We start from the raw sequence: 17,406 nt of genomic DNA on the forward strand, positions 1-17,406 counted from the left end.
ATTGGGCATTGGGCATTGGGCATTGGGCATGGGGCATGGGGCATGGGGCATGGGGCATGGGGCATGGGGAAGAGACAAGGTAGACAAGAAAAAAGGAAAAGACTTGTTCAATAATTCCCCCTTGTCCCCTTGTCCCCTTGTCCCCTTGTCCCCTTGTCTCCCCTGCCCCCTACTCCCCTGCCCCCCTGCCTTCTTCATCGCCATCCTAAAAGGCGCAGTCCAGGGACAATTAGGTAATAACTCACTCCTAACCAGAAGCTGATAAAGAAGCCTATAGAGCCAAAAAAAATTAGAGGTAACTGTAACTCTGACCAGGCTGGTTGACTGGTAAATTGGAAAATTGGAGGTGCACCTAACTTCAAAAGAATCAAAAGTGCATAGCCGATCGCACTGCCAAAGGCCGCGAACACAGCGTACACTACATGATGGCTGCGAAGTCCTAAACTCAACGTGAGTAGGCAAACTGCCACTAAAATCACTGCCATTAAGCCCTCGCCGCTATCTTTTGGGGTGATTAATTGCAAAATGAACCAGCCAAAGCCATAGCTAATTATTCCCATCAGGGATGCCACTAAAAACCGCCGCCGTTGACCAAAACAACCAGATACTGTCAATCCCCATGCGGTTCCCCAGCCTGCGGCGACGAACACCAAAATATCTGCCCCAAAGACGGGCTGAGTATTTGGTACTAATTGATTTAGCTGACTCCCAATAAATTCTACAATCTGAGGCCCTAAGCTGGTGTGATAGGCCAAAATAAAACCAGCGATCGCACCAAAACAAGCGCCTATACTACTGAGGAGCATCGCCCAAATCGTCGCCAAACAAGCTCGGAAAATTTTGATGATTGTCTGAGCGATAAAAATAACGGTTTTGGTGAGAGCTAGGCTAAAGTTAGCTAAAACTTGTTCGATAGCTTGTGTTATCAGGGTAAATCTCTGGGAAACTTGCGTTGAGGCTTGCTTAATGTTGTCTTGCAGTTGGGCAAATAACCCTGGTGGCGGTAATGGTTGAGAAATCTTCGCCAAACGTTTTTGAATTATAGCTGCATTCGCTGGACGCGATCGGACATCCTCCTGCACCATCTCATCCAGCAAATCTGCTAGTTGCGGGTTGACATTCACCACAGTTCGCCATTGCAATTTACCCGTTTGCCGATCTTCCAACTCTAGCGGGTATTTGCCTGTTAATAGTTCAATCATCGTTCGACCAAGAGCATAAAAATCGGCACTTGGCCCAACAATACCTCCAGTAACTTGTTCTGGTGGACTGTAGCCAGAAGAAAATAATCGCGTGGAACTAGACACAGAACGCAGCTTAGAGGCACTAAATTGTTTCGCTCCGCCAAAATCAATTAACACCAGGCGATCGCCCTCTGCTTGCCCTGGAGACGGGGTTAAAGATGACGAAGATGTACCCAGCATTAAATTAGAAGGTTTGATATCTCGGTGAAGAATCTGACGTTTGTGTAATTCTTGTAAAATCTGCACTGCTTGGGCAAACCAGTTTAAAACCAAACTCTCTGGACACCCTTGGGGAAACTTTTTTAATATTTCCTCTAAAGTTTGCCCATTGATTTTTTCCATTACCAGGCAAGGCAGTTGGTGCGGTTTGGGGTTAAACAGTTGTATCTGAAAATACCCTTCGGCATCAACTCTGGGGACACCTGGATGGTGCAAACCGGATAAAACTGCCGCCTCTTGGGTAAATAACTCCAGTGCCTTGGGCGAATCTTCTACTAATACTTTCAACACTTTCTCTGTTTGAGTTTTTTCATCCCAAACTGTGTAGATTTGAGCAAATCCTCCCGATCCCAAGGGCTGAAGTGGAACATAGCGGTTTAACAACTCTAGCGGTGCGCCACAGCTGTTGCAAAATTTGTTTCCCCAAGGCTGAGGATAAGGACGTTGACAATCAGGATTTATGCAGTGAACCGCACTCTGAGTGATGTGGGACACAACCGCTACAATACAAAGGCTGACTTGATTTTAGCGTTTCTTTAGGTTTCGTGATTTTAAAATAGACAAAAGGAAAACCCTCATAGAATCTATGAGGGAATTCATTCATATTTACAGCGAATTTCAAGGAAGGTGAAGTACACAAGCTCGCGTCTCAAAGCAAGGTATAAAGCCTGTTTGACTTCAAAATTCAGAATTCAGAATTCTGAATTCTGAATTCTGCTGTATCTCAGCCCTTAATTACGAAAACTTCTCTTACTTTGTCTGTGCTTGGCAACTTCTTTGCGCTTGCGTTTTTCTAAGGGTGTTTCAAAATGACGATGCTTTCTCATGTCTGGAAAAATTCCCGCCTTGGAAACTTCTCGTTTAAATCGTCGTAAGGCTGACTCAATGTGTTCATTGTCACCTACAATTACTTGGGTCATTATTTCTCCTACTAAGTTGACTTCATCAATGGCTATGCAGGCGGTAACATTACAAAAAAAAGACAGACTCTTGTTTGTCTGACCTTAAGACTCTTGGTAAGTTTTTATTTCCAAGGTTAGTATCGTCCGCCACCGCCACCGCCACCGCCGCGGTTGCCGTATCCTCCTCTGTTACCACCACCAAAGGAACCTCTATCACCTCTGTCTTCCTTGGGTTTAGCCTTATTCACTTTCAGGTCACGACCCATCCACTCAGCACCGTCAAGAGCTTCAATGGCAGCAGTTTCTTCAGCTTCAGTTCCCATTTCCACAAAAGCAAAGCCGCGCGGACGACCTGTTTCACGGTCAGTAGGTACTTGAACGCGCTTTACAGTACCATATTCTGCAAAAATACCACTTAAATCTTCTTGTGTAACGTCATAAGAGAGGTTACCTACATAAATTGACATCGATTCTCTCCAAAATCATCACTGTGTAGAGATTTTAATTTCTCTCAGAAGTCTGTAAATACTAAAAGGAAAAAGCCTTTCAATACTAAAACCAAAGACATCGCTGAATTAACTCTCATAAATCTAGGATGACATACGAGCCAACTCTTTGCATCCACTAGATAGTTAACCAGTGATGCGATCGCACCTAAGCGATCGCCCGCCCCCACATACCCTAAGTACAATCCACCGCAAAAAGGGGTTGGAAATGGAATAAAATAAATTCTGTAGGGTGATATAGAAAATCAGACATGCAGGGGCGCATCTTTAATATCCGAATTGAACGTTTGACTGCATTCACCATGAAGCATTACTTCAAGATTTTAATACGAAAGGCAAAGTCAGGCAACAAATATAAAACTATTGTGACTTGTACTCTTTGGGAAAACCTGCTATAAAAGCAACTGCGATGCTTATAGCAGCAAGCATCGCGAGTCTTTTTCTTTGGCGCTAGCCTCTTTTTTTGGAAAAGGAGAGTAAGTGGCGTAACATTCATGTTCGGCTAATTAACCAAAGTTGCAATCTTAAGTTGCCGAACATCACCTTTCCAAACAGTCTCTAATTCAGCTTTGACAAGTTGAGCGGCCTCATCTTTGCCTAGTGCCTGCAAAGTTGCCTGCAAGCCAAATAGAGAACGTCCATTATGGGGATATTTTTTTAAATCGGCACGAAAGACTTTCTCAGCTTCTCTATAGTCACCCTTAGCCAAAAGCACAGCACCCAAAGATTCCCGCGTCGGAAAGTACCAGTCTGGTGGTTCCACGTAATTAAGGGCATCTTCTGCTACTACTGCTTTTTCTAGTAATTGGATGGCAGATTCATAATCATGATTTTCTCTAGCAATTTTGGCGTCTAGAACTTTTGAGGCAATGTCTAAAATATTACTGGCAGGACTAAATCCAATAGTTGCCTCGGTGGAAATTCCCTGTTTGGCAGCTAGTAATGCCCGACTTTCACTTACTGCATCTTCAAGTTTACCTGTGGCTGCGATCGCCATACCGCGAGCAAAATGCCAAAGTGCTGTGGTAGTGGGCAATTTAGCTTCGGGAGCAGGAGTTTTTAAGATGGCATCCCAATCACTAAAGCGTGTCTGAATCAGCATTTTGCTGCCGAGGAATCCCTCAAGCATTGGTGCATACGGGTCAATTGCAGTAGCGTTTGCAACTAATTTATCTGCGGATTTCAGAGCATCTTCATATCTTCCTGCCATGCTACTGGCCACCATGAGGAAATGTACGTTGTGGTTGTAGTACATCATGGGGTAAGTGCCCTGGACTTGATATTTTTTGATGTAAATATCATCTTGAGCGATCGCCTGCTTGTTTGCCTGCATTGCCCCTTGATAATCTCCCACACGAAAATAAATATGACTTGGCATGTGTACCAAGTGTCCTGCTGCTGGCGCTAGAGTTCCGAGTCGGTTAGCACTGACAAGGGCCCGTTCTGGAGAAGGTGAGGCTTCCACTGCATGGATATAGTAATGATTAGCTCCTGCATGATTCGGGTTACGTTTGAGAACTGATTCTAAAACAGCCACAATTTTTTCTGTATCTGGCTGTGGCTTACCATCTTTAGTCCAATGCTGCCAAGGATGCAGAACCATCAGGCTTTCAGCGTAAAGTGTCGCTGCATCCAAATCATCAGGATAGCGCTTGACTAGGTTTCCCATTGCTTTGGCGTAATCTACCGCTAGTTGATACAAATCAGCATCGGCATCTTGAGAGTAACGTTTTGCTAAGGCGTTAATGTAGTCTCGTTCTTGGGTGGAAGCTTGGGTAGAAAGGGCCAAAGCTTGCTGTACTGCTTGGTAAGCAGCTAACTCCCGATTGGGGTCTATTGCCGAGTTAATGTTGGGCCCCAAGGCTAAAGCAACACCCCAATATGCGATCGCTAAATGGGGATCGAGTTTGGCAGCGTATTGAAAAGAACGCACTGCCTCATCATGATTGAAAGCGTAAATTAAATTTAATCCCTGATCGAAAAACTTTTGGGCTTGGGGATTAGAAGTAGAAACTGGATGGTGGATTGTGCCAAGTCCAGATATTAAGTAGTATGGCTGTTTTACTTCAGCGTCAACGTGTTGGTATAAGCTTTCATCAAGAAGCGGCTTGTTATCAGATATCGCCGCGCTAGGAGCGACTAAAGAGAATATAAGCACCCAAACTAGAAATAAGTACTTCATTATTATTTTTCTTCAAGCTCTTTTTTAATATTCAAATGCCACAGTTTCTCTAAATAAGCAACTTGTCGGCAAAAAACAGCAGTCTGGTATTTCTTATAGATATTAAACCCAACAAACACAATCATTGGAATCAAGATAGAATATCCGATGAAAATGTTAACAGACGAATCAGTTGGCATTTTGTAGTCTATATATTGGAAGTTGGGAGTTGGTTGAGTACTAGAATTTGATTGCATAAATATCTTCATAAATACTACAAGTAAGAAGCTAGAAATCAATGTGGAGAATTGTTCCTGCTGTCTTTGAGCAGAAATTAATCACCAGTTCTATTAGGTACTTCAAAGCCGCTACTGAGACTTATCTATGCCTTCTTGCACTAGCTAAATTATTCTTCAGTTAAAACCTGAAAAATTATGTTGATTTCTGCTAAATTTTGTGACAAAATCCTTATTCTGCAAGCTACTGCTCCTACAGTATTTACTGAGATTTCCACTATTTTTAGTGTTAGTTATTTCTAGTACTTGCTTAATTAGTCAGAGTTGCAGAAGCAATATACAGCGGATTGCAAGTTAATAAGTGACTATTAAGAAAGATGTGACTAATATATAACTCAATACGCTTGCGTTAGCCCCAAAAACCTTAAACTACGTAAGTTGGGGCCACTGCGCCCTTGCGGTTTCCCGACTTGTACCCTTACAGGGAAGCAAGCTGCGCTTTTAGCGTTCCCTTCAGGTAGCAAGTGGCGTTTGAGGAACGAAACCCAACATTTGCAAGACTTCATATTTTTTTAAATTATGAGTTATATTTTCGATATATCTCTTTTTCAAGTTCTAGCTTTTCTTCATCTATTCGGATTATCATATTATCTTCCTCTCCATCTTCATCTGGTATGAGTTGATATAAACCAAACTCACAACACTCTGCAATTACAGATATCATACTGGTCAGATTTTTATATATTCTTACTGAATCCTCAAGGCAACCAACATCCCAAAGATAAACCGGAGATGGATCGAGATCGCCAACTACATAAAGGCTTCTTTTAGTCTCATACGCAGCAATAGGAAACCATTTTTGGTTCCAATATGCATCATCATAGCTAGTAGCTTATCCGATACTTTTGTAAATATAAACTGAATCTTGCAAGGAACAAAAAGAACAAATGATATCGGCTCTTAATTGCTCAGGAAACAAAAAATAGAGTGGTAGATAGCCATTGTTATAACCAAAATCGGCGGTTCCATTGCGCCATTGATAAAGTTCGTATACTTCTTCAGATAATCGGAATGGTAAATCCTTTGTAATTTCGTCAATCTGCTGGCGAGTTAAACCTGGATTGTAACAATCAAAGAAATCATGATTGGTAGATTTTAACCAATTCAAAATATATTGAAGTTCATCCGTAAGTTCAGACATTTAACTAACCTCATTTAGTGATTAAAGACGAAGTATTTTGAAGCATCTCCTCTCATTTACCCAGAATTGAGTACACGGACTCGCTAATACTGCACTATCTACCACCAATTTGAAAGCCTCCGCACCCTGTTGACATATTTACCATATCCAGTGGTAATAAGCCAAGTTGCGGGTTATCAACATCACTATCTACCTGAAGTTATAAATGATTTTGTCTAAAGATAGAACAATATAATGATACCTTTCCCTCTTTTGGATATTACCTGAATTTCCAAAGATGATTTTCAAGGTTAAATAACTATGTACAATGGACACAAATATTTGTCATAAAAACATCGTCAGATAGAAGAAGCAAAAGTTATTTAAAAGTAATCTATAGATATTGCAGCGCTTTTCAAGCAAGCAATAAATAATCAACACTTAACCTACTTTAGGAGCAAAAAAGATGAGTATCGAAGATAAAGCAAAAGCTTTTGCTAAAAACGTCGAAGGAAAAGTACAAGAAGCAATTGGCGAAGTAACTGGCGATCCTAAAGATAAAGCTGAAGGTAAAGCTAAACAAGCTGAAGCCCAAGTCCGTCACACCACTGAGAATATCAAAGATGAAGTTAAAAAGACTTTAGACTAGTACAGCGTGATAGAGGTTTTCCTCGCTGTAAAAATTTGTTCAAGTAGTTAGATTTTGATGGTAATGTAATAGGTGAAATTTTATTTAGGAAGAAGGTTTAAGTGAAATAATTATTTACTGAACCTTCTCCCCTTATTCACTCTGTTTTTTACCTAAGATTTTCAGCCATTTTGAAAATAACGATCGCAAAGCATTTTCTCAATCTATTACTGATTTTCTCAAAGGTGCTAATTCATAATTAATATTCTATTTACCTATCTTTTAACAGACATCCCAACATCACAAGGTAATTCTATTAATTCTATTGTACTAACAGCGTTATTAGGGTAATAATTTTTTGTCGCCTACTTTTAGTTTTCGTCAGCTAAAGGTAGGTGGATAGTAAATGTACTACCCTTGCCTGGTTCAGATGTCACATCGATTGTGCCTTGATGTGCTTCGATAATACAGCGAGAAAGATATAATCCCAAGCCACTACCAGAACGTTGGTGTTTTCCTTGACGAAATCGCTCGAATAATATTGCCTGATCTGGTTTAAAAATTCCTGGCCCTGTATCTTGGATATCAATATTCACAGCGATCGGAGTCAGATAACAGTGAATATTTACAGAACCTTTGTCTGTAAATTTGATAGCATTGCCGATAATATTTGTCAAAACTCGCCGCAGTTCTAAGCGATCGCCCATAATGGGGCTTGCAGTTTCACTTAGATCGATGTTTACAGCTAATCCTTTTTCTTCAGCTAAAGGAGTTAATTCTTGGCAAACTTCACTAACTAATTCCTGAATATTGCAGGCAGAAATTTTTAAGGTTTTACAGCCCGCTTCATGACGATAAACTTCTAACAAGGTATTTACCATTTCCAGCAAGTCTTGATTGCTGCCAATCATGGTATTAATTATTTCTTGCAATTGTGGCGAAACATCGCAAAACCTGCCTTCCAGCAATAATTTTAATACGCGGTTAGAGGCTACTAGAGGGATACGTAAGTCGTGAGTAAAACGGGAGACAAAATCTGCACGGAGGTTCGCCATCTGATCTCGTTCGTCGATACTATGCTTGAGGCGCAGGAGCGATCGCACCCTTGCATGGAGTTCATCAGGATCGAATGGTTTGCGAATGAAGTCATCTGCACCAGCGTCTAGTCCTTCAACTACGCTAGACTCATAGTGAGCCGTAAGCAGCAGAATCGGGATAAATGGCAACGCCTGATTCTGTCGGATGCGCCGAGTGAATTCATAGCCATCTAGCTCCGGCATCATCACATCTAAGAGAATTATGTCTGGCGGTGACTCTTCAACCATAGCCAGAGCAATCTTACTATCTTCTACCAAGCTAATTTCATAGTCCTCATCTTCTAGGACTGCTTCTAAGACCAGTAGATTGTCAAAAATATCATCAACAACGAGAATTTTATCTTTTTTGACAGTTTTAGGTAAAGACATGGCTAAATAAAAAAGAAGTGCTTGGCTATCCCTAGCAAATCTAGTAATAGCTTACTTCACCAGCGCTGAGATTATTAAGGATTAACATTTTCTTTTAGAGTTTTCTGAGTTTAATACCTTTTTTTACGTAATTACACTGTTCTTGTCTTAATAATGTGTATTATTTATTTTATAAAATACTCTTCTCATAAGTATATTAGTCGCCTAAATTCTCCAATTAATATGAGTGCCTGAGTGCTAGAGTGAGTTATTTTAGTCGCTTTTATGTGCATAATACCGCTCAACGCAAGGATAATTACTTAATAATCACCTACTTTTACTTGCTATCAGATTTCTTCAGAAAATTTGTATAACATAACACATCGGGCACTGGGTTTATGTATAAAAATATTTTTTGATTGAATTTTTTTGATTGAATTATATTGTCATATCGAAACTCTTGCCTTAGAAAAGCTTACGATATAAGGTTATCTATGTCTAATGGTAGATGAAGTTCAGGGAATAATACCAAACGCATTGCTTTTTGTATAAGATCCCGAATAGAAGAACGAGATTATTTTAATCTGTACTTTAGAAAAATAACAGTAAAGTTAAGCAACTATGAGTGAAATCAAGATCCTTGTGATTGAAGATCACAACCTGACAAGAATCGGCTTGCGGTCTGCTTTACAAACCCAGCCAGAGTTTAACATTGTTGGTGAAGCAGCCAATGCAGCCGACGGTATCAAGCTTCTGAAAACTCTCAAGCCGGATGTTGCTACTATTGACATTGGTTTGCCTGACATGGATGGTATTGAGCTAACACGCACATTTAGGCAATATCAGGCAGAAAATGAGGACTATACAACAAAGCTGCTAATTTTAACGATGCAAAATAGCGAACAAGCAGTTTTAGCAGCATTTGCAGCAGGTGCAGATTCTTATTGTATGAAGGATATAGAAACTGAGAAACTAGTAGAAGCTGTGCAAACGACTTATGCAGGTAGCTCATGGATCGATCCAGCGATCGCAGACGTTGTACTACAACAAATACGTCAAGATTTCACCGATGGCAACAAAAACGCATCTGGAAAAAGAGTTTTGATTGAAGGTATTGACCCAGATGTTGAGAAAAGTATAGTCAGCTATCCTTTAACTCATAGAGAGATGGATGTTTTAGAGTTGATTGTCGCTGGCTGTGACAATGCAGAAATTGCCAAAAGGCTCTATTTAACAGTCGGTACTGTCAAAACTCATGTTCGAGGTATTCTCAATAAACTCTGTGTTGCTGACCGGACACAAGCTGCTGTCCGTGCGTTGCGGGCCGGATTAGTACCGTAAGCAAGTAAAACCATCATCGACTGTGTACACAAGAACACTTAACAAATAAAAATATTTCTTTCTCAGTCTCCAGTAAATTGTTTTTTGGTCAAAGCAGTTAACTGGGACAAAGATTTATGAAGAAATCGTTACAAAGTTTAGTAGAATGACATAATTGACTAAATAAGTATTTTTCTATACATACATGATAGCGGATCGATTTCCCTGGCTTACCGCAATTGTCTTACTGCCACTTGTTGCTTCCCTGCTTATCCCTGTGTTGCCTGATAAAGATGGTAAACTCGTGCGGTGGTATGCACTAGGTGTAGGTATTGCAGATTTTGCATTAATGTGCTACGCATTTTGGAAGCATTACGATGCCAGCAGTGCTAGTTTTCAAATGGTGGAAAATTATGCCTGGATACCTCAGTTAGGTTTTAACTGGGCGGTATCAGTCGATGGGCTTTCAGCGCCACTTGTGCTTTTAGCCGGATTTGTCACCACACTCTCGATTTTTTCAGCTTGGCAAGTCGATCGCCGACCCCGCCTCTTCTATTTTTTGATGCTGGTGCTGTATTCGGCACAGGTAGGGGTGTTTGTTGCTAAAGACTTGCTGCTATTTTTCATCATGTGGGAAGTAGAACTGATTCCCGTCTATCTATTAGTCTGCATTTGGGGTGGGCAAAGGCGTCGTTATGCAGCTACAAAATTTTTGTTGTATACCGCAGCTGCTTCTATATTTATTTTGGTGGCAGCTTTGGCAATGGGGCTATACGGCGGCGGTGATATGACGTTTGATATAACCGCCCTGGCTAAGAAGGAATATCCTCTTGGACTACAACTGCTACTTTATGCAGGATTGTTGATTGCATTTGGTGTCAAGCTTGCTGTTTTCCCGATGCATACTTGGTTGCCTGATGCCCACGGCGAAGCATCATCTCCTGTATCGATGATATTAGCTGGTGTGTTGCTGAAAATGGGCGGATATGGACTGATTCGCCTGAATCTTGAGTTGCTTCCCAATGCACACATTTATTTTGCGCCAGTTCTAGCCATTCTCGGTGTTGTCAACATTATCTATGGTGCATTGAACTCCTTTGCTCAAACCAATATGAAGCGGCGTTTGGCTTATTCGTCGATTTCTCACATGGGGTTTGTACTGCTTGGGATTGCCTCCTTCACTGATTTGGGAATCAACGGCGCAATGTTGCAGATGATTTCGCATGGTTTAATTGCATCAGTGCTGTTCTTCTTAGCAGGTGTTACTTACGATCGCACCCACACAATGGTAATGAAAGATATGGGCGGTATTGGTCAAGCCATGCCCAAAGTCTTTGCCCTGTTTACAATCGGAGCGATGGCATCTCTGGCACTTCCCGGTATGAGCGGTTTTGCTGGCGAACTCTCGGTATTTGTTGGAATGACAAGCAGTGACGTTTACAGTTCAACTTTCTGCACCGTCACAGTTTTTCTCGCCGCAGTTGGAGTTATCCTCACACCGATTTATCTACTTTCCATGCTGCGAGAAGTGTTTTATGGTAAAGATGCAGCGCTGCTATGCGACATTAATAATGCAGGCTTGGAAAATCGAGAAGATGAGGGAACAGTTTGTTTTGGTACAGACTGTCTCGTACCAGAAGATGCAGTTTACGAAGATGCTAGACCGCGTGAAGTATTTATCGCCGCCTGTTTTCTGCTGATGATTATTGGTATTGGTTTCTATCCGAAGATGGCGATGCAGATGTACGATGTGAAAACTGTCGCAGTCAATGCTAATCTTCGCCAGTCTTATGCCATAGTCTCGCAAACAAATCCTCAGATTTATGCCAATGGTTTCTTGGTTCCGCAAATTTCCGAGGTTGAAGTAGCGCCCGTTTTAGGAACTTTGAAGTAACCTTGTTGACTAATAGACTTGTCGAAAAGAGCGATCGCTAGGTATCTTTCTGAGGAATAATAAAGCATTGATAGCCGCTCACTGTGGGTAGGCTATCAATTTAATATTGGAGTTATATTAATGATGGCGGACTCTACACCCAACCATAGCGTTCAGTTGCTTTATTAATAAACTAAAAATCAAGCTATGAATACCACAAAAGAAAAAGTTCAATCTCTACTGAATCAATTGCCAGACGATTGCTCAATCGAAGATATCCAATACCATCTATACGTAATTGAGAAAGTTAGTCGTGGATTAGAAGCAGCCGATATAGAAGGAGTAATTACACAAGAAGAAGCTGAAAAACGTTTGAGCAAATGGCTTATCAAGTAGTTTGGTCTTCTAAAGCACTAGAGGATGTAGAAGCGATAGTCACGTATATATCTCGTGACTCAACTGCTTATGCTGCGGCAGTGGTTCAAAGAATAATCGATGTAACTCGTCACTTGAGTAACTTTCCTTTCTCAGGTCGAATAGTACCAGAGTTTGGCGATGATACTATTAGGGAAAAGTTTGTATACAGTTATCGAGTTATCTATCGAATTCAGGATGAAACTTTAACTATTGCAGCAGTGATTCATGGAAAAAGACTATTGGATAAATTGGATGCAGATTCAGGGTAAGTCAAAGTAATTTGTAATTATTTTGATTACTTAGAGACAATTAATATAATTCATGAGCAAGTCAACCCTTTACATGGGATGCTAGTTGATGATTAGTGAGTTTTGCCAATGTCTGTTGTTTCTACCATCACTGTTACCGTTCCCGCCACAACTGCTAATTTGGGGCCTGGTTTTGATTGCATCGGTGCAGCTTTAAAGCTGTACAACGAGTTCAAGTTCACTCGGCTGGAAGAAAGTGGGTTAATTATTCATGTCACTGGTACAGAAGCCCAACGAGTCCAAACTGATGAAAGTAATCTTCTCTACCAAGCGTTTGTCAAGTTCTATCAACATATAGAGCAGACACCGCCGACTGTGAAAATAGAGATTAAGTTAGATGTCCCTTTGGCACGGGGTTTGGGTAGTTCTGCGACAGCAATTGTTGGTGGATTAGTTGCGGCTAATCAACTTGAAGGTGCTACTCTTTCTCAGTCGCAGGTGATGGAGTTAGCGATCGCAATGGAAGGACATCCTGATAATGTAGTTCCAGCCTTGTTGGGAGGATGTCGTCTCGCTGCTACCAGTGGCGCAGGTTGGGAAATTTGTGATGTTCCCTGGCATAAAGATGTTGTGCCAATTGTGGCTATTCCTAATTTTGAACTTTCCACTTCAAAAGCGCGGGGCGTTCTGCCAACAGAAGTAAGTCGTGCGGATGCGATTTTCAATACCGCCCATTTGGGCTTATTGTTGCGCGGCTTGGAAACTGGTAACGGACAATGGTTAAAGACAGCTTTGCAAGATAAGTTGCATCAGCCCTATCGTAAAGCTTTGATTCCTGGTTATGATGCTCTCAACATTGCAGCTGTTAGTGCTGGTGCTTATGGTATGGTGATTAGTGGTGCGGGGCCGACACTGTTAGCTTTGGCGGATAAGTTACACTCAAAGGAAGTGGAGGCGGCGATGTTAGCTGCTTGGCAAGAAGAAGGAATTACAGCCGAGGTGCGATCGCTTTCTCTGGATACCCAAGGCGCAAAAAGCTTTTAATATTTTACTCAGCACTTAAAACTCGATTTATGGAGCAAACTCAGGCTGAAATAGCAGCGCTTAATTCTCAAATTCAGGCTCTTTTAGAAGAACGCGCTGCACTCACTATAAAAAATAATGTCATCTCTGGCGAGAATGATTCACCCCAGGCGATGGTGGAAGCTTACCGCCGTCAAGCCAGAGAAAATGCCCAATTATCAGTTGAACTCCAAGGCATAGATGCAGCGATCGCCGCTTTAGAAGGCAAGATAAAACAAAAACAAGGTAAGTTAGTGCGTTGGCAAGGTGAATCCAAACAACTTATCCAACAGCAGCAGCTAGAGGAAGCGAAAGAAGTAGCTCAGGCTCATGCTGAACGCATTAATCAACTAGCAAGTGAACTGGCCGCAGAAGTCCGTTTTCTTAAGGCTTGTGCCAATCAACTGAGTCCAATGTATTGGCAGATTTATTACAAGCCCTTTATTACTGGCTTTAAGACAATCTCTGTTCCCTATGTCCGCTCTGATGGAGAAGTGTGGACAATTGTCAACCGGATTGTTTAATACTTTACTCTTTTCGTTTGTATGTAATACATTGACCTCTTTTCTTTTAGGCTATCCATTACCCAAATCTTTCTCAACAAAAATATAACTTACTTAAAACAAGAGCAAAAACATTGATAGTTATCCACTCAAATTCTTCAGTTTGTGGGTAGCGATCGCCTAAAAATTTTTTGTCATTTACATTCTTCTGCTTTTGTCAAATATCCGCAGATTGCCTGGTTTTACAATCCTGTTCCTGGCTTATTTACAGCAATCTTAAGAAAAATGTGACTAATGCATAGCAATTTTGAGAAAGGGATTTAGGCTCGAAACCCAAAGATATTTATTCCAAAATGAGAGGCTCCCTCATGCTCAAAGATAAATGCTGGCTTTCCTCACAAGTTCCTCAAATTGTTTTGCTATAAATATAAATATAGTGCGAAAACCTTTAAGAGATTTAAAATTCAAAAGTCGCTAAACATAGTTGAGGGATTAGTCATTTTTGACAATCCAGCATCTGGAAACCCGAAACCGTAAAGACCAATTACCAATGAAATCGGAGGTCTATATGATGTTTAAAAAGATTCTAGTTGCATTAGATCGCTCGGAAATAGGGCAACAGGTTTTTGAGGAAGCATTAGATTTAGCAAAGTTAACACAAGCTAGCTTAATGTTACTTCATGTTCTGTCTTCTGAAGAAGAGGGTAGTCCTTATGTACCTATGCTGTCTAATATGGACTACTATCCAGGATTGACCAGTCAAAGCTTTGAGTTATACCAACAACAGTGGGATACCTTTAAAAATCTAGGAATCCAGATGTTGCAATCTTTCTGTGCCCAAGCAAACACAGCAGGTGTGACTACGGAATTTACACAAAATGTTGGTAATCCTGGTCGGATTATTTGTGATTTAGCCCATAGTTGTGACGCTGACCTAATTGTTATGGGGCGTCGGGGCCATTCTCGGCTGATGGAACTATTTCTCGGTAGTGTGAGTAACTACGTTCTGCACCATGCTCCTTGTTCAGTGCATGTTGTGCATCTTTCAGTTACTCCTAAAAGAGATGAAGTTGTCAAAGAAACTACAAGCACTTTCAGCGTTAACTAACTACTAAGCTATTCCACATTTAACTTGCATAATTAGGGTGGGCAAAATGGCGCGATCGCTACTTCTCTGCAAGAGGCCGCGTTAACGATAACGCTCAGTATGCTGCCTACCCCATAAAAGTTAGTTATCTCAATCAACGATCTCTGTAAATTGAATCTCCAACAAGCGATCGCTAACTATACTGTATTGGGCTAAAATTGAGCGTGGGCGTAGCTCGTCGTAGATTTATAGTAAAAAATAAAAAGTCAGCTACCCAAAATTAGAGTTGAGATCGAAAAGTGGATCTATGGAAAAAGATACTATTGAGATCGTTGGTTTTCATGCTCATGTTTACTTCGATCCTGCGAGTCGGGATATAGCTGCGCGTGTACGTGAAGGATTAGGCGCTAGGTTTGAGGTGCAACTCGGACGCTGGTTTGACAAGCCGATCGGGCCCCATCCACAAGCGATGTATCAAGTTGCTTTCTTACCGAATCAGTTTGAGAAAGTCGTTCCTTGGTTAATGCTCAATCGTGAGGGATTGGATATTCTCGTTCATCCTGAGACAGGGGATGCTGTGGCAGACCATGCAGTTCATTCCCTATGGTTAGGAGAAAAGCTAGATTTAAATATTGAGTTTCTTCAACAGCTTAGTCCGACTTTATCCAATTAAGAAAAGTAAACAACATTGTTGGATAAAAGTTTTGCTTTGAGGCGTGAAACTTTTTCTATTGTGACTAATTCTGGTGAAGTTGAAAAAGTCCAATTTCCCAATAAATAAAGGTTTCAGCCTATGCGTAGGCGTTTTAGCGGTTTGCTGCAAGTGCAATCAAGGAAAAATAAGAATTGGTATTAAACCCTTAATTGCAGATAACCGTTTATTAACAGTTTCGTTGAAAAGAGAAATAAGACATCCGTTTTGCAGAATGCTATGCTGTTAATCAGCATTCTCATAAAAAGGAATTTGTCTGATGAAAAACATCTCTGCAAAAGAAAAAATTGCAGGCATTTCCCAATTCGGTAAAGTTAATTTCAGAGTCACGAAGAAACAGATTTTATTTAGTACTCTTATTCTCTGCCTTGGTTTGCTGGGACTAGGTGGTTTCTGGTTTAAATCCAGATATAAATTTGATAATCAGATGAGTGTAAAACTACAAGAATTATCTAATGTTGATTATCCAGCCAATCCCGCACCATTAGGAAAAAATTTTAAAAGATATTCTAATCGAAAATTAACACTGATTAAGAAAGATGATACGCATTTCGATTTCGTACTGGAAGCAACAGACAAAAACACGGCAAAAATAGTTATAAAAAATGTTGATTTAGAGCTATTGGTTCCTAAAGCACCTGAATGGGTTAAAAAAGATCGAGGTTTAGAAATAATCGCTTTTACAGATAGGGAGTGGAATAGGCAACAGATTAGTTTTCCTGCTAATTCCAAAAATATAGAAATTGTTGGAGGAGATGGTTTTGAAAAGCAAAATATTGTAGAGATAGCTTTGGCTAATAATTGCTTAAATGCCGGATTTTGGGAAATTTTACTTTTTACTAAAGAGGATAATAACAAAACCCTTTATTATCAAAGTTGGTTTACTTTCCCAATTGGACATTACAAAAATATTTTTGAAAAAATTAATAAGATTTCATATTGGCAGCATTGGTGGAAATTAGAACACTGGCAAGATCTGAGTGGCACAGTAGTCAAAACTAATCTTTTAAGAAATGTAATCGATCAAAAAGAAGTTGCTACTCAGTTCCCCCTTGATGAGAGGATAATTGTATCTGGAGAGCAAAGTAGAAAAGTTAGAACTACGCTAGCGACCAACATCACCAAATGGAGAGATTTTTACGACGTTAAAAATGAAGTTAAGTTTGCAAGTTTTCGAGCGCCAGGATTTTACGATCAAAATAAGCCTTGGGGCAATCAATACTGGAGAATAGGCAAATTTGATAAAGCGATTTTAAGGAATATTAAACCGATTGGCGTGGAACAAAATTTACAGGAAATTGAGTTAGGATTCACAGATACCAAGACGGGCGAACAAAATAAATTATTCATTAGTGGCATTAATCTAAAAACGCTTCCTCAATTGGCTGTAGCAGATTATCCTAAAGGCTTATATATGCCGATGGGAATTGGGATACCTCCTTTTTATCAAAGCTATGAAGAGTTAACTAAAAATCATCCAGATGTCAGCCCCTATTTCAGTTTTTTACTAGATTCACAGGAGCGGTGGATAGATCATCACCACTTAGCAGTTGATGGTTCAGTGATGCACCTTGATAAAGATAACCCAAATCTTTTGCATCTTTACTTGCTATCCTACGAAAGAAATACTTTAATAGCTCATTTTTTGATCGATTTAACATAG

At 40.5% G+C, this 17,406-nt stretch carries 17 protein-coding genes; 10 read left to right on the top strand and 7 right to left on the bottom strand.

Annotated elements, in window-relative coordinates:
• Positions 1-194: 194 nt before the first annotated feature.
• The 6 genes from RM049_RS24315 to RM049_RS24340 form a co-directional block, all read right to left on the bottom strand.
• Positions 195-1,958: a serine/threonine-protein kinase gene (locus RM049_RS24315; RefSeq protein ID WP_322705987.1), complete on the bottom strand. Its 1,764-nt coding sequence runs from the start codon at positions 1,956-1,958 to the stop codon at positions 195-197.
• Between the two features lie 236 nt (positions 1,959-2,194).
• Positions 2,195-2,383 carry a 30S ribosomal protein S21 gene (gene rpsU, locus RM049_RS24320; protein WP_012407716.1) on the bottom strand — a complete coding sequence of 63 codons (189 nt, stop codon included), beginning with the start codon at positions 2,381-2,383 and terminating at the stop codon, positions 2,195-2,197.
• A gap of 116 nt (positions 2,384-2,499) precedes the next feature.
• Positions 2,500-2,832: an RNA recognition motif domain-containing protein gene (locus tag RM049_RS24325; protein WP_094351322.1), complete on the bottom strand. Its 333-nt coding sequence runs from the start codon at positions 2,830-2,832 to the stop codon at positions 2,500-2,502.
• Positions 2,833-3,373: 541 nt separating this feature from the next.
• A complete protein-coding gene (locus RM049_RS24330) occupies positions 3,374-5,053 on the bottom strand; it encodes a hypothetical protein (RefSeq protein WP_322705988.1) in 1,680 nt (559 codons plus the stop codon).
• Positions 5,054-5,055: 2 nt separating this feature from the next.
• Complete coding sequence (locus RM049_RS24335) at positions 5,056-5,289, bottom strand: hypothetical protein (protein WP_322688929.1); 234 nt, start codon at positions 5,287-5,289, stop codon at positions 5,056-5,058.
• An 871-nt stretch (positions 5,290-6,160) separates the two neighbouring features.
• Positions 6,161-6,469 (bottom strand): hypothetical protein, encoded by a 309-nt coding sequence (locus RM049_RS24340; RefSeq protein WP_322705989.1) that lies wholly within the window; start codon positions 6,467-6,469, stop codon positions 6,161-6,163.
• 445 nt (positions 6,470-6,914) lie between these two features.
• Between RM049_RS24340 and RM049_RS24345 the strand changes: the two genes are divergently transcribed.
• Entirely contained in the window at positions 6,915-7,097 is a 183-nt protein-coding gene (locus RM049_RS24345; RefSeq protein WP_322675236.1) for a CsbD family protein, read from the top strand.
• A gap of 350 nt (positions 7,098-7,447) precedes the next feature.
• On the opposite strand, the gene RM049_RS24350 is transcribed toward RM049_RS24345, so the two are convergent.
• A complete protein-coding gene (locus RM049_RS24350) occupies positions 7,448-8,542 on the bottom strand; it encodes a hybrid sensor histidine kinase/response regulator (protein ID WP_322705990.1) in 1,095 nt (364 codons plus the stop codon).
• A 600-nt stretch (positions 8,543-9,142) separates the two neighbouring features.
• On the opposite strand from RM049_RS24350, the gene RM049_RS24355 reads away from it, so the two are divergent.
• The 9 genes from RM049_RS24355 to RM049_RS24395 all read left to right on the top strand — a co-directional run bounded on the left by RM049_RS24355 (position 9,143) and on the right by RM049_RS24395 (position 17,406).
• The gene (locus tag RM049_RS24355; protein ID WP_322675234.1) at positions 9,143-9,862 is read left to right on the top strand and encodes a response regulator transcription factor; all 720 of its coding nucleotides are present in this window, start codon (positions 9,143-9,145) and stop codon (positions 9,860-9,862) included.
• Between the two features lie 184 nt (positions 9,863-10,046).
• A complete protein-coding gene (locus tag RM049_RS24360) occupies positions 10,047-11,735 on the top strand; it encodes an NAD(P)H-quinone oxidoreductase subunit 4 (RefSeq protein ID WP_322705991.1) in 1,689 nt (562 codons plus the stop codon).
• Positions 11,736-11,921: 186 nt separating this feature from the next.
• Positions 11,922-12,110: a hypothetical protein gene (locus RM049_RS24365; RefSeq protein WP_322675232.1), complete on the top strand. Its 189-nt coding sequence runs from the start codon at positions 11,922-11,924 to the stop codon at positions 12,108-12,110.
• Positions 12,095-12,400 carry a type II toxin-antitoxin system RelE/ParE family toxin gene (locus tag RM049_RS24370; RefSeq protein ID WP_322705992.1) on the top strand — a complete coding sequence of 102 codons (306 nt, stop codon included), beginning with the start codon at positions 12,095-12,097 and terminating at the stop codon, positions 12,398-12,400. The genes RM049_RS24365 and RM049_RS24370 overlap by 16 nt, the downstream gene beginning before the upstream one ends.
• A gap of 108 nt (positions 12,401-12,508) precedes the next feature.
• Positions 12,509-13,423 carry a homoserine kinase gene (gene thrB, locus RM049_RS24375; RefSeq protein WP_322675230.1) on the top strand — a complete coding sequence of 305 codons (915 nt, stop codon included), beginning with the start codon at positions 12,509-12,511 and terminating at the stop codon, positions 13,421-13,423.
• Positions 13,424-13,452: 29 nt separating this feature from the next.
• Positions 13,453-13,965: a hypothetical protein gene (locus RM049_RS24380; RefSeq protein WP_322675229.1), complete on the top strand. Its 513-nt coding sequence runs from the start codon at positions 13,453-13,455 to the stop codon at positions 13,963-13,965.
• A gap of 550 nt (positions 13,966-14,515) precedes the next feature.
• The gene (locus RM049_RS24385; protein ID WP_322675248.1) at positions 14,516-15,052 is read left to right on the top strand and encodes a universal stress protein; all 537 of its coding nucleotides are present in this window, start codon (positions 14,516-14,518) and stop codon (positions 15,050-15,052) included.
• Between the two features lie 286 nt (positions 15,053-15,338).
• The gene (locus tag RM049_RS24390; protein WP_322705993.1) at positions 15,339-15,704 is read left to right on the top strand and encodes a DOPA 4,5-dioxygenase family protein; all 366 of its coding nucleotides are present in this window, start codon (positions 15,339-15,341) and stop codon (positions 15,702-15,704) included.
• 298 nt (positions 15,705-16,002) lie between these two features.
• Positions 16,003-17,406, top strand: coding sequence for a hypothetical protein (locus RM049_RS24395; protein ID WP_322705994.1), 1,404 nt, complete (start codon positions 16,003-16,005; stop codon positions 17,404-17,406).

The sequence above is a fragment of the Nostoc sp. DedQUE04 genome (assembly GCF_034530995.1).
Lineage (GTDB): Bacteria > Cyanobacteriota > Cyanobacteriia > Cyanobacteriales > Nostocaceae > Nostoc.

Bases quoted from the DNA above. Each gene is read 5' to 3' on its own strand.
- RM049_RS24325 (WP_094351322.1), bottom strand. From the start codon at position 2,832: ATGTCAATTTATGTAGGTAACCTCTCTTATGACGTTACACAAGAAGAT.
- RM049_RS24395 (WP_322705994.1), top strand. From the start codon at position 16,003: ATGAAAAACATCTCTGCAAAAGAAAAAATTGCAGGCATTTCCCAATTC.
- RM049_RS24360 (WP_322705991.1), top strand. From the start codon at position 10,047: ATGATAGCGGATCGATTTCCCTGGCTTACCGCAATTGTCTTACTGCCA.
- RM049_RS24370 (WP_322705992.1), top strand. From the start codon at position 12,095: ATGGCTTATCAAGTAGTTTGGTCTTCTAAAGCACTAGAGGATGTAGAA.
- RM049_RS24330 (WP_322705988.1), bottom strand. From the start codon at position 5,053: ATGAAGTACTTATTTCTAGTTTGGGTGCTTATATTCTCTTTAGTCGCT.
- RM049_RS24390 (WP_322705993.1), top strand. From the start codon at position 15,339: ATGGAAAAAGATACTATTGAGATCGTTGGTTTTCATGCTCATGTTTAC.
- RM049_RS24385 (WP_322675248.1), top strand. From the start codon at position 14,516: ATGTTTAAAAAGATTCTAGTTGCATTAGATCGCTCGGAAATAGGGCAA.
- rpsU (WP_012407716.1), bottom strand. From the start codon at position 2,383: ATGACCCAAGTAATTGTAGGTGACAATGAACACATTGAGTCAGCCTTA.
- RM049_RS24380 (WP_322675229.1), top strand. From the start codon at position 13,453: ATGGAGCAAACTCAGGCTGAAATAGCAGCGCTTAATTCTCAAATTCAG.
- RM049_RS24355 (WP_322675234.1), top strand. From the start codon at position 9,143: ATGAGTGAAATCAAGATCCTTGTGATTGAAGATCACAACCTGACAAGA.
- RM049_RS24350 (WP_322705990.1), bottom strand. From the start codon at position 8,542: ATGTCTTTACCTAAAACTGTCAAAAAAGATAAAATTCTCGTTGTTGAT.
- RM049_RS24335 (WP_322688929.1), bottom strand. From the start codon at position 5,289: ATGCAATCAAATTCTAGTACTCAACCAACTCCCAACTTCCAATATATA.
- thrB (WP_322675230.1), top strand. From the start codon at position 12,509: ATGTCTGTTGTTTCTACCATCACTGTTACCGTTCCCGCCACAACTGCT.
- RM049_RS24345 (WP_322675236.1), top strand. From the start codon at position 6,915: ATGAGTATCGAAGATAAAGCAAAAGCTTTTGCTAAAAACGTCGAAGGA.
- RM049_RS24365 (WP_322675232.1), top strand. From the start codon at position 11,922: ATGAATACCACAAAAGAAAAAGTTCAATCTCTACTGAATCAATTGCCA.
- RM049_RS24340 (WP_322705989.1), bottom strand. From the start codon at position 6,469: ATGTCTGAACTTACGGATGAACTTCAATATATTTTGAATTGGTTAAAA.